This is a genomic window from Verrucomicrobium spinosum DSM 4136 = JCM 18804, from assembly GCF_000172155.1.
Taxonomy (GTDB): domain Bacteria; phylum Verrucomicrobiota; class Verrucomicrobiia; order Verrucomicrobiales; family Verrucomicrobiaceae; genus Verrucomicrobium; species Verrucomicrobium spinosum.
Genome location: NZ_ABIZ01000001.1, coordinates 5,838,455 through 5,851,751 on the forward strand (window position 1 = coordinate 5,838,455; position 13,297 = coordinate 5,851,751).

General features: G+C 58.0%; 6 protein-coding genes. All 6 read left to right on the forward strand.

The genetic code is table 11. From position 1 onward, the window contains the following. Positions 1-543: 543 nt before the first annotated feature. The 6 genes from VSP_RS23650 (at position 544) to VSP_RS23675 (ending at position 13,291) form a co-directional block, all read left to right on the forward strand. Positions 544-3,177 carry a U32 family peptidase gene (locus tag VSP_RS23650; protein WP_009963810.1) on the forward strand — a complete coding sequence of 878 codons (2,634 nt, stop codon included), beginning with the start codon at positions 544-546 and terminating at the stop codon, positions 3,175-3,177. 349 nt (positions 3,178-3,526) lie between these two features. Further along, positions 3,527-6,868, forward strand: coding sequence for a helicase-related protein (locus VSP_RS23655; protein WP_009963811.1), 3,342 nt, complete (start codon positions 3,527-3,529; stop codon positions 6,866-6,868). A gap of 6 nt (positions 6,869-6,874) precedes the next feature. Beyond that, the gene (locus VSP_RS37120) at positions 6,875-10,762 is read left to right on the forward strand and encodes an Eco57I restriction-modification methylase domain-containing protein (protein ID WP_081452685.1); all 3,888 of its coding nucleotides are present in this window, start codon (positions 6,875-6,877) and stop codon (positions 10,760-10,762) included. After that, on the forward strand, positions 10,759-12,432 hold the full coding sequence (locus VSP_RS23665; protein WP_009963813.1) for an AAA family ATPase: 1,674 nt from the start codon (positions 10,759-10,761) through the stop codon (positions 12,430-12,432). Before VSP_RS37120 ends, VSP_RS23665 begins: the two co-directional genes overlap by 4 nt. Next, on the forward strand, positions 12,429-12,836 hold the full coding sequence (locus tag VSP_RS23670; protein ID WP_009963814.1) for a hypothetical protein: 408 nt from the start codon (positions 12,429-12,431) through the stop codon (positions 12,834-12,836). Before VSP_RS23665 ends, VSP_RS23670 begins: the two co-directional genes overlap by 4 nt. Further along, the gene (locus VSP_RS23675; protein ID WP_009963815.1) at positions 12,833-13,291 is read left to right on the forward strand and encodes an ImmA/IrrE family metallo-endopeptidase; all 459 of its coding nucleotides are present in this window, start codon (positions 12,833-12,835) and stop codon (positions 13,289-13,291) included. Before VSP_RS23670 ends, VSP_RS23675 begins: the two co-directional genes overlap by 4 nt. The last annotated feature ends 6 nt before the right edge of the window (positions 13,292-13,297 follow it).

The following is a 13,297-nucleotide window of genomic DNA, read 5'->3' on the forward strand; positions in this document are numbered from 1 at the left end:
CAGAAAGTGACACAGCCGTCCCGGCTGTGGTCAGGGGTATTTGGCCGCTTTGCCTCGGTCATTCGCACTCAGGTCTTTGCACCCCTATCGCTCCGTATCCCAGTACTTCAGTGGGCGGTGGGTCAGAATCCGTAACTTGCTCACCAAAAGTGTTTTGCCTCCGTTAGCGTCAAGTCAGCGTCCGTCAGCGGTTCCCTTTGGTCAGGGATGTTTGGCCGCTTTGCCTCGGTCATTCGCACTCAGGTCTTTGCACCCCCATCTCTCCGTATCCAAGTACGTCAGTGGGCGGTGCGTCAGAATCCGCAATTTGCTCACCAAAAGTGTTTTACCCCCGTTTAGCGTCAAGTCAGCGTCCGTCAGCGGTTCGCTTTCTTATCCCTTACCCCTTAACCCTCTTCCCTCTCTGAGTCAGCGGTTCCCCTTCCCTCCTCCAGCGAAGCGTCTCAACCAGCTGCGGAGCGGCGTCTCAACTAGCAGCCGCCCCGGCGGCCGCGTCTCAACCAGCCGCTTGCGGCGTCTCAACTCTCCCCGTATCTTCCCGGCTTGTCCTCCCTGCCTCCATCCCCCGCTCCGCGCCCCCGCCCCTCTCCGCCCGAGCTTCTCTCCCCTGCTGGCAACTGGGACTGCGCCCGTGCGGCCGTCGCCAATGGCGCGGACGCCATTTTCTTTGGCCTGCCCCGGTTCAACGCCCGGCTGCGCGCAGACAATTTCACGGAGGAAGACCTGCCGGAGCTCATGGCGTTCCTGCACAAGCACGGGGTGCGGGGCTATTGCGCGTTCAACACGCTCATCTTCACCGGGGAGCTGGAGGATGCTGAGAAACAACTCCGCCTGCTCGAGTCCGCTGGCGTGGACGCGGTCATCGTTCAGGACCTCGGCCTGGCCCGCATGGTGAAGGCGCTTGCGCCCAAGCTCCATCTGCACGCTTCCACTCAGATGACCATCACCTCGCCCGAAGGGCTCCGCTTCGCGCGGAACCTCGGGCTGGATCTCGCCGTGCTTTCGCGGGAGCTCTCCCTGCGCGACCTAGAGGCGTTTAAGAAGGACGCCGAGCTCCCCCTTGAAGTCTTCGTGCACGGGGCTCTTTGTGTCGCCTACTCCGGTCAGTGCCTCACCAGCGAGTCCCTCGGCCGCCGCAGCGCGAACCGGGGCGAGTGCGCCCAGGCCTGCCGCATGCCGTATGAACTGGTCGTCGATGGCGAGCTGCGCGACCTGGGCGACAAGCGTTATCTCCTCTCCCCGCAGGACCTCGCCGCCGTGGAGGAGATCCCCAGCCTGATCGCCGCCGGCATCCACAGCTTCAAGATCGAGGGCCGCCTCAAGTCGCCCGAGTACGTCGCCGCCGTCACGCGGGTCTATCGCAAGGCCATCGACACCGCCCTGGAGGCGCTGGAAAACGACCAGCCCCTGCCCCCGCAGCTCATGGACGAGGAGGACCGTTATTCCCTCGAGATGACCTTCAGCCGCGGACTCTTCAGCGGCTGGATGCACGGGGTGAACCACCAGCAGCTCGTGGGTGCCCGCTTTGCCAAGAAGCGCGGCCCGCTCGTGGGCGAGGTCCGCACCGTCGATCGTGACACCATCGAACTCACGCCCTTCCAGATCCCCCTGAAGCCCGGCGACGGCGTGGTGTTTGAGAACCCGTCCGATACCGACCGCGAGCAGGGCGGTTATCTCTTCCAGGTCGAAGGCAGCCGCATCGCCTTCCAGCGCGGCAAGATCGACTTCACCTCCATCCAGCCCGGCACCCGCGTTTACAAGACCGCCGATCCCGCCCTGGAGCGGGAGCTTCAGGCCACGTTCAAGGGCGACCTGCCCATTCGCAAACGTCGCGCGCTGCACTTCACGGTCACCGGTCAGGCCGGACAGCCCCTCGTGGTGGAAGCTCGGGACTTGATCGGAGGCGTCAACGCCCGTCCGGAAGGGTCCGTGCTCGCCCAAGCCAGCTCCGCCATGCCGCTGGAAGTGGCCCAGAAGAAGCCCCTTTCTCGCGAGACCTTGGCGGAGCAGTTCGGTCGGCTCGGCGGCACGCCGTATGAACTCGCCGGGCTGGATTCCCAGCTTGAGGGCGCGGTCATCGTGCCCGTGAGCGAGCTCAACCGCCTGCGCCGCGCCCTCGTGGCCGCGTTGGATCTCCTGCCCTCCGCCCCGGTGTTTGAGGCCCCCTCGCCCGAAGGGCTCAAGCCCTCCACCCGCGCCATGCTCGCCCCGCTGGAGGAGGCTCGCCTGGATCTCGCCCCCACGGTCGAGGCCCGTCTCTATGTCCTGTGCCGCAGCATGGAGCAGATCGATGCCGCCCTCGCCGCAGGCGTGGCCCGGCTCTATGTGGACTTTGAGGACGTGCGCCTCTATTCGGAGGCGGTCCAGCACATTCGCGCCCATAACAGCGCCCGCGCTGCGGTTGCCGCTTCAGCATCGGGGACAGAGGCCAAGCCCCAGACCGAAAGCGGGACCGAGATCTTCCTCGCCACCCCGCGCATTCAGAAGCCGCGGGAGGAAGGGTTCTTCAAGCTCATCGCCCGGGCCCATCCCGACGGCGTCTTGATCCGGAACCTCGGGGCCATCGGGTTCTTTGCCGGCACCGGCCTGCGCACCACGGGCGATTTCTCGCTCAACGTGGCCAATCCCCTCACGGCCGAGTTCTTGAAGACCACCGGCCTGGAGCAGCTCACCGTCAGTTACGACCTGAACATCGAGCAGGTACTGGACCTCCTCTACGGCTGCCCGCCCACCTGGTTCGAGCTCACGCTCCACCAGCACATGCCCATGTTTCACATGGAGCACTGCGTCTTTGCCTCCTTCATGTCCACCGGCAGCACCTTCCTGGACTGCGGCCGCCCCTGCGAGCGCCACAAGGTCAAGCTGCGCGACCGCACCGGCATGGAGCACCCCCTCAAGGCCGACGTCGGCTGCCGCAACACCCTCTTCAACGCCGTGCCCCAGACCGGGGCCCGCTTTTATGAGATGCTCTACGGAGCCGGCCTCCGCACCTTCCGCGTCGAGTTCCTCGAGGAATCCGGCCCCGAAGCCGCCCAGACCCTCGCCCTCTACCAGGACCTCATGTCCCACCGCCGCGACGGCGAAACCCTCTGGCGGGATCTGAAGGCCCAGTCCCAATTGGGTGTGACCTCCGGGACGCTACGGGACCGGGAGCGCGATCCGCTAATTGCGTATTGAACACAATGAAGAAAGCACTCCATTGGAAAGCTTTCGGACACGCGCACATTTTCCCGTCGGCAACTCGCTTTAGCATCCACAGTCGCCGTAAACCATTGCTTGGAGCCCCCCTCGAAGGGAGGCCCGGGGCTTGGTAGTCGCAGGTGCCACAAGGAGAAGACTCTAAGAACCGCAACGGATTTACACGACGCGCCTCCAATTTGAAGTCTGGACATTTCCAACGGCCTACGCAAACTTTGTCACCTCAAGGTGAGCAAATTGCCGTTCATCGCTCAGAAGTGCTTGCCCTGCGTTACGTGTCGCCATAGTTCCACCGTTTGCTTGCACTTCATCTGCAATACTTCTGGAAATGACCGAATCGCCCGCTCCAGCCCCTGCCTCACTGCGCGACAATCGCCCCACCAGAGGGACCGTTGGTGACTTCCTAAAGCAAAAAATACAGCCCGACAGCATCCTTTCATTCGTTTCCGCCTACTTTACTGTTCATGCCTATCAAGCTCTCGCTGAACAGCTTGAGAATGCCGACAGTCTGCGATTTCTCTTCGGCGAGCCGACATTCGTTTCTGGCATCGACAAAGGAGGCAAGCAGGCAGCAAATTTCAAGCTGACTGAAAACGGCCTGACCATAGCCAAAACACTGGTGCAGGGGGCAGCGGCAAGAGCTTGTGCCGCATGGATTGATCGCATGGTCCAGATTCGCTCGATCCGCCAATCGAACTTCCTTCACGGGAAGGCGTACCACATCCAAAACGGTAACGCCTCCAGCGCAATTCTTGGCAGCTCCAACTTCACGGTTCCAGGCCTTGGGCTGGGCCCGAACAGTAACATTGAGCTAAACCTGATTGTCGACTCTGACCCAGATCGGAGAGACCTCAAAGCTTGGTTCGATGAGGTTTGGACCGACGAGCGGCTAACCAAGGACGTTAAGCAGGAAGTTTTGACCTACCTCAATCGGCTCTCCGCTCCCAACTCGCCCCAGTTCATTTACTTCCTCACACTCTACCATCTCTTCAGGGGAGAGCTCGAGGGTGCGAAGGAAACAGATGACAACCTCAGAACCAGCAGTCTCCTTGAGGCAAACGTCTGGAAGATGCTTTACTCGTTCCAAAAGGACGGGGTTAAGGGTGCAATCAACAAAATCCGCGACTACAACGGCTGCATTTTGGCAGACAGCGTCGGGCTAGGAAAAACTTTCGAGGCCCTGGCGGTGATCAAATACTTCGAGCTAAGGAATGAAAAGGTCCTCGTTCTCTGTCCGAAGAAACTCAGGCAAAACTGGACCGTGTTTCGTTCCAACAGCCGCCTGAATCCGCTGCTCGACGACCGCTTTGCCTTCGACGTGCTTTCCCATACAGATTTGTCCCGCACCTCAGGAGTGACGGGCGATCACGATCTCGCTAATTTCCACTGGGACAACTACGGGCTCGTGGTAATTGACGAGTCGCACAACTTCCGCAACAACACTGTTGGGAAACCAAATGACGACGGAACGTCGCGGCGCACCCGATATGAGAGGCTCCTGGAGGACGTGATTCAGTCCGGGCAGAAGACCAAGGTACTCCTGCTTTCCGCCACCCCGGTCAACAACGGTATCTCAGACCTACGAAATCAGATTTCCTTCATTGCGGGTGGCGACGTAGCTCGCTCAGCAGACCCGACTCACGATGGTGCCTTCAGAGAGAAACTCGGCATTCCGAGCGTCAAAGAAACGACCCGCAAAGCCCAGGCCAAGTTCACCCTCTGGACCAAAAAGCCAGCTGAGCAACGAAAAGCTCGCGACCTCATTCACGAGCTGGGCAGTGACTTCTTCCATCTCCTCGACGGTCTCACGATCGCGCGCTCGCGAGCGCAGATCAAACGCTACTACTCTCAGGAAATGGAGAGGCTTGGCGGCTTTCCGAAGCGTAATCCCCCCCTCGCAGAATATCCTCACATCGACCTAAATCAGGAGTTTCTCTCTTTCGAGGAACTCGACAGAAGGATCGGAGATTTGACGTTGAGCCTCTACCATCCCAGCACCAAGCTGAAAAAGGATCTCCCCCCGGAAGTTCGCACCCATTACGAGCAAAAAATCGGCAACTTCAACCAGGCAGGCCGCGAGCGGATCCTCATCGCCATGATGAAGATCAACTTCCTCAAACGGCTGGAAAGTTCGATCGACTCCTTCCGCCTTACTCTCGCGCGCACGATTGAGAAAATCGACCGTCTTGAAATGAAGCTCCAGGCTTTCCAGGAAGCTCGGAGCGCCAATCCCCAGCTCGACTTTGCCAATCTCTCCGAAGATGACTTCGACGATCTGGACCTCGACCCCGAAGATCTTGAGATCGGCGGCAAACACAAGATCAACCTCAGCCACCTCAACCTCCCAGATTGGTTGCTCGCCGTTCGTCTGGATAGGGACCAACTGCAGAACTTGCTGGATCACGCCAACCCCGTGACTGTCGCGCGCGATGCCAAGCTCACGCGCGTGAGAGAGATCATCACTGAAAAAGTGAAGAGACCGGGCAAAAACAAGGACGGTAAGCCGGTGCGAAAGGTCATCATTTTCACGGCCTTTGCCGATACGGCCCGCTACCTGTACGAACACCTCGCCCCTTATTGCCGTGATACGCTCGGCGTTCACAGCGCGCTCATCTGCGGTGGGGGGAAGTACAAGACCTCGCTCGGCGGCAATGATTTCGAGCAAATACTGACCAACTTCTCGCCGATTTCGAAGAAACGTGACAAGCAGCGTCAGCTTCCTCAAGACGAGGAAATCGACCTGCTCATTGCCACCGACTGCATCTCGGAAGGCCAAAACCTCCAGGATGCCGATCTTCTGATCAACTACGACATCCACTGGAATCCGGTCCGCATCATCCAGCGCTTTGGCCGCATCGACCGGATCGGATCGAAGAACAAGACAGTCTCGCTGGTCAATTTCTGGCCTACCAAGGATCTTGACGCCTACCTCAATGTGAAGAACCGCGTCGAGGACCGGATGGCGCTTGTCGATCTCACTGCCTCTGGTGAGGACAATCTGCTCGCCTCAGACCAGATCGAAGATTTGATAAAAACGGACCTGCATTACCGCAACCAGCAGCTCAAACGCCTTCAGAACGAAATCCTCGATCTTGAGGAACTGGAAGACGAGATGATCTCGCTCGCGGACTTTTCGCTCACGGACTTTCGACTGGCTCTGCTCAAGTTCCTGGAAAACAATCGCGAGCAGCTTGAATCTGCGGAACTCGGTCTCTACGCCGTCGTTCCTCCGGATCCGCAATTACCCGCTTCCCAGCCAGGTATCCTTTTCTGCCTGCGCCAGCGAGATGACAAGCGCTCTACCGAAGTGAACCCACTGGCTCCTCACTATCTGGTCTATGTGTTGGACGATGGCAATGTACGCCTTACCTTCATGCAGCCGAAGCAGTGTTTGGAGCTCTTCCGCGTATTGGCAGCCGGTTATCCGAGTGCATTCACCGACCTCTGCGACGCATTCGATACTCGGACCAAAAATGGCGAGGACATGAGCCAAGCCTCCAAACTTCTCGAATCGGCTGTCGCCTCCATCAAGCGCACCTTCACCAAGCGTGCGACCGCCTCCCTCTTTTCGGGACGCGACGGCCTACTGCCCAAAGCCAGCGAGACGCCATCATCCACCGATGACATGGAGCTCATCACCTGGCTCGTTATCTCGAATCCTTTGAAATGATTTTCCATGCCTATTGTCACTGATATCCGGCCGCTACTCGCGAACGCTCTTCAGGGGCTTGAATTTGGACTGCTCCGTGATTCCGCAATACACCTTCTAAGTGTCCTCGGATACGAAAGTGATCGCACCCACGAATTGGCAGATTCTTCACCGCTAGCCTTTCTCGAACTCGTCGAAACGCAGAAAAGCGATGCGAAGTTCGATCAAGCCAAGGCTCTCTTCGCTGAGTGGAAATCCGCCGACATTCTTTTCCAGCTCACCAGCGAAGACCTTGCGGCCACTTCCAGCCTGTTCAAGGAAACCGATCTCAAGCCCGGCCTACTCCAGTCCTACCTCTTCTTCTCCATCGAGCTGACGGGCAAAAACTACGCCCGTGGCAAGCTCACCGGCATCGCCCGTCAGATCAACCGCGTTTTCCCCATGCCCGTCATGGTGCTGATCCGCCATGGCGACGCAACCGGCAGCCCCATCCTCTCCATCGCCGTCATCAACCGGCGGCAAAACAAACTCCAAGCCAGCAAGGACGTCCTCGAAAAGGTCACCCTCATCCGCAACATCTCCCTGTCTAGCCCCCACCGCGGCCATCTCGACATCCTTGCCTCCTTCGCACTCCAGAATCTCGTCCACCCGAAGAAACTCCCCATCCAGGACTTCGACACCCTCCACGCCGCGTGGGAGGAAATCTTCAACGTCGAACTGCTAAACAAACGGTTCTACCGAGAACTGGCCAACTGGTATTTCTGGGCGCTCCCGCAGGTAGAGTTCCCCGCCGACATCGAGAAGGACGACGAGAAACGCCGCGCCACTGGCCTCATCCGGCTGCTCACCCGCCTCATTTTCTGCTGGTTCCTCAAGGAAAAGGGCCTCATCCCGGAAAAACTCTTCCATCCCACCGACCTCGCCAAGCTCCTCAAAGGCTTCGACCCCGAGAGCGAGACCAGCTCCGTCTATTACCAGGCCATCCTGCAGAACCTCTTCTTCGCCACGCTCAATCAGCGCATGGGCAAGGATTCCAAGGGCAACCCATACCGCGTCTTCGCCACCGACGAGGGCTTCCTGAAGAACAAGACCACCTACGATGTCAACAACCTCTACCGCTACGAAAAGCACTTCGCCGTCCCGCAGGACGAAGCCCTCGCCCTTTTCGCCGACATCCCCTTCCTCAATGGCGGGCTTTTCGAGTGTCTCGATCAATCCGAAGAGGGCACCGGCAAAAAACGCTACCTCGATGGCTTCTCGCGCAATCCCAAGATGCGCCCCCATGTCCCCGACCGCCTCTTCTTCGACAGCGGCGAGACTGCCGACCTCGCCGAAGTCTATGGCGACAAGAAACGCAAGGCCGAGAAGGTCACCGGACTCATCTCCATCCTGAACCGTTACAAGTTCACCATCGTCGAGAACACGCCCATTGATCAGGAAATCGCCCTCGATCCCGAGCTGCTCGGCAAGGTCTTCGAGAACCTCCTCGCCTCCTACAACGAAGAAACCAAAACCACCGCCCGCAAGCAGACCGGCTCCTTCTACACCCCGCGTCCCATCGTTGAATACATGGTGGACGAATCGCTCAAGGCCCACCTCACCGGCGCTCTAACGCAAAACGGCATGAGGGAGACGGACGCGCAGGCCGGCCTCGACATCCTCTTCGCATACACCGAGCGCGAGCATCCATTCCGCGAGCACGAAGTTGCCGCCCTGCTCGACGCCATCCACACCTGCAAGATTCTCGACCCCGCCTGCGGCTCCGGTGCCTTCCCGATGGGGATGCTGCAAAAACTCGTTTACATCATCCACAAGCTCGACCCCGACAACGCCCGCTGGAAGCAACTCCAGATCGACACCGCCGCGAAGATTCCCGATCCCTCCGCCCGCGACGCCGCCATCACCGCCATCGAACGCGACTTCGCCGACAATGAGGACGACTACGGCCGCAAGCTCTATCTCATCGAGAACTGCCTCTACGGCGTGGACATCCAGCCCATCGCCATCCAAATCTCGAAGCTCCGTTTCTTCATCTCCCTCGTCTGCGACCAGCGCACCAACCGCAGCAAAAAGGAAAACCACGGCATCCGCCCGCTGCCCAACCTCGAAACCAAGTTCGTCGCCGCCGACACGCTCATAGGGCTTCCGATTCCCGCGCCTGACCTCTTTGTGCGAACTCTGATTGATCCTATTGAAGCCAAGATCGAATCCGCCGTGCATTCCCACTTCGGTGCTCAAAATCGTAAACAGAAGCTCAAGCTACAGGATGACATCAATCGCCTGCAGTCAGAGCTCGCTGAAGCGATTGCGACCAGTCTTGGCGCCAAGCCGGGTTCAGACGTTGCAGTCAAAGCCCGGCACATTGCAAAGTGGAACCGATTTAATCCTCAGATCGCAGCAGACTTCTTCGATACTCACTGGATGTTCGGGCGCTCATTGGGAAAAGGCTTCGACATCGTCTTTGGCAATCCGCCTTATATCCAGATTCAGAAGTTTCCCGCCGCACAGAAAGCCATCTGGCAATCTCAAGGATTCAAGACCTACGCCGCCACTGCTGACATTTATTGCCTCTTTTACGAACGCGGCGCGCAACTCCTCAAACCGGGCGGGCACCTTGCCTACATCACATCTAACAAATGGATGCGAGCAGGTTATGGCGATCAGTTGCGTGGTTTCCTCTCATCTAAAGTGGACACTGTCTCGGTGCTCGACTTCGGCATGGCGCAAAACTTCGGGGCAGCCACTACCTATACCTGCATTGTGCAGCTTGAGAATCAACCCTACGCGCGAAAAACGCTCTCATGCTACGCTGTCGATGACCGTGCAGCCATGGCCGACCCAGCGAGCTATTTTGAACAAAACCGCGTTCAGCAAGATCACCTGAACGATTCGCCATGGGTCGTCATCTCCAAGGAACGCCAGCGCATCAAGGAACTGGTCGAAGCCCAGGGCGTGCCGTTGGAGAAGTGGGCCATTCAAATCAATTACGGCATCAAGACCGGCTTCAACGATGCCTTTTACATCACGCAGGATCAGCGCGACGCGATGGTGGCTGAAGATCCAAAGTGCGCGGACTTGATCGTGCCCCTGCTGCGGGGGCGCGATCTGGCCCGATTTCAGTCTAACTGGGACGGGACATGGATGATCAACACACACAATGGACTCCGAAGTGCTGGAGTTCCGCCGGTTGATGTCCGCAGGGATTTTCCCGCAATCTGGAAGCACCTGATCCAATGGGAGACAGAGCTAAAGACGCGCCAAGACAAGGGCAACCATTGGTCGAACCTTCGAAATTGTGCCTACCTGCGTGAGTTCTCGCAGCCGAAGATCATTTATCAGGATATCGCGCAGAGCCTCCCGTTCTACTTCGATGACCGCGAACACTTCTTCTTCAACAACACGCTTTGGATGATGAATGGGGACGCATCGCAGCTCCCCTACGTCACCGCGATGCTAAACTCATCGGTCTTCCGGTGCTGCTTTCGAGACAACTTCCCTGAATACTCGGGAAACGCCTACCGGCTATTCGCCATCTTCATGGAGAAAATCCCGGTGAAAAAACCTACAGACCAGCAATCTGCGTTGTTCGAAAAGCTCGTTCCGTTGATTCAGTTCGCCAAACGCACCGACGAGTCGATCGCCGCACAGTTTCTCGAAGACCTGATCGATGCCTGCGTAATGGAGTGCTACTTCCGCGAGCACATGGCCGAGCGCGACCTGCTGTTTCTCGACGACCTGGCTCCCCATCTCTCCGCCTACGACCCTAGCACCTCCGAATCGCAACAGCGCGAGTTCATCGCCCAACTCCACCGCACGCTGAACGCCCCCACGTCGAAAATCCGCAACCGCCTCCTCCGCATCTCCGCCGACAGCCCCGACCTCCTCGCCGTCATCAAAGAGGAGGGCGCGGTATGAAGTCCCGCCTCCACCGCCTCGAAATCCGCAACTTTAAAGCCTTCCGCGAGCCGTTCACTCTCGAGCTCGAAGGCCGTCACCTGCTCGTTTACGGCAGCAACGGCTCCGGCAAATCCTCCCTCTACTGGGCGCTCTATACCTTCCTTCAGAGTGCCAACAAGCCTACTCCCGGCGTCGCCAAATACTTCGATCCCGCCGACCCGCAAAACCTGCTCAACATTCACGAGAAAGACCCGGCCACCAAGCCAGGTGAAATCGCCCTGACCCTGCGCGACATCGCGACGAAGAACGACACGACGTATCGCATCAGCCAGACCGTCCACGGCACCCGCCAACAACCCGCGATCCTCAAAGGCGACCTCGCCAGCGACTTCATCACCTACCGCTTCTTCTTCGGTTTCTCCGATTTCCGAAACTCGCAGACGTTCAACGTCTGGCCGTTATTTGAGAAAGAGATTCTCCCTTTCTGTGTCACGACCGCCGGAGGTAGGCAAACGCCGGTTCAGATGTGGAACGCGATTCGGTCAGGCCAACCTAATCCTTATGCAAACAAAGGCCGCGCTGGGACGTATGCCTATGCCGACTTCCACTCAGCCACTAAGAGGTTCGCGGCCATCCTTCCCGGAATCATTGATGCCATAAGCTCTGAGGCTCAGTCCTTCTACGACACGCATTTCGCCAAGGACGACCAACCGAGGAAGATCACTTTAAAGCTCGGCCTCACGACGCCACCCTCGTCCTCGGGCGACAATCAGGCGGAGTTTCGGTTTACGCCTCCTGCAATCGGGTTTGGCGTCAAAATCGACGGCAGGACCATTGATCGTCCGCAGAGTTTTCTGAATGAAGCCAAGATGACGCAGCTCGCGCTGTCCGTCCGTTTCGCCGCTTCGCTGGTCAATCTTCACGAGTCCGACCTCAAGCTCCTCGTCCTCGACGACCTCCTCGTCAGCCTCGATATGAGCAACCGGATGAAGGTCGTCGAAATCCTCCTCTCCGATACCTTCGAGAACTACCAAAAGATCATCCTCACTCACGAACTCGGCTTCTTCCGCGAGTTCCGGCGCAAACTCGGTCCCGATCACCCGGATTGGAGTTGTGTGAGCCTGGAGGGCACGCCTGCCACTGCGATCAGCGGTCGCACGGTCAAAACCGACCTTCAGAAAGCGGAGGAGTATCTCAACGGCTACAATCTGGACGAAGCCGCGCTCTGCCTCCGCAAGGTTGCCGAGGATACTGCCAAGCGTTTCATCGATCACAATGAAGTGCTCCCCACAAAAGACTTCGTTGGTCTGACGGAGGCACTCCGAGCTGCACGTAACAAGATCCAAGCAGAGCTGCCGGTGGAACTCTACGAAAAGGTTGTACGCAATACTCCAAACGCCCATCGCAATCTCCTTATCGCTTCAGATGATTCTGATCTTGATGGAAACACGGCATTAGACCCTCAAACGAAAGGGAGGCTGAAGACCAATCGTAACCGCTTACGCAGCCTCATCTCTACAGAACACGTTGAGCGACTGAAAACGGTGAAACTAATCGACGACATCCTCGCTTGCACCGAGAGGGTCTTGAATCCCGCGGCCCACTCCGGATCTCCACCACTCTACAAAAAGGAGGTGCAAGACGCGCTCAACCTCATCGCGCAATTGGAGATTCGCCTAGCATCATGAAGACGCAGGACGCCAGTATTACCATGGTCGATGAAGATGTCGCTCGCTCTCTGCTAGATCAGCTCCTCGAAGATTCAAAACTCTATAAGACGAGCACTGACTACTTCAAACTGCTGGAGTTCACCAAACGACTGCGAAACTTCGCGCACTTCAACGCGATGTTGCTGCATGTCCAGAAGCCCGGCCTCCGCTATGCTGCCTCTGCTTACGACTGGAAAGAACGCTTTGGGCGTAGGCCAAAAGAGAACGCGCGCCCACTTCTGATTCTCTGGCCGTTCGGCCCAGTTGCGCTCGTTTATGATGTACAAGACACGGAGGGCAGAGACCTACCACAGGATGTGGACACTTTTTTGCACGCGGCGCAATCACAACGAAGCAATTATCCGGTTTCATCGAGAAGATGAACCGCAGAAACATCTCCTGCACCCAATTTGATGGTGGCGACGGAAAAGCCGGATCAATCCGTATGGAGAAACCTCCAACAACAAAGGAGGGAGGTCTCTACTCGATGCAAGCAAACCGGAACCATACGGCTCCGGTGCAGTTCATCACCATCGCGCACGAACTGGCTCACCTGTTCCTTGGTCATCTTGGTTCGGATAGGAAACTCAACATTCCCGAGCGTCCGCGCCCAGACCATGCAAAAGAAGAACTTGAGGCCGAATCCGTCGCCTACCTCGTCTGCGGACGGAATGGGGTAGAATCGAAGCCGCAAGCCTACTTGACCCATTTCGTCGAATCGAATACCCCCGTGGACAGCCTAGATCTATACCAAGTCATGCGTGCCGCCGGCCAGATCGAAACCCTGCTCGGGCTAGCGTCTCTCACCCGGTACCAGAAACCCAACAGCTCAGCGTAACCTCTG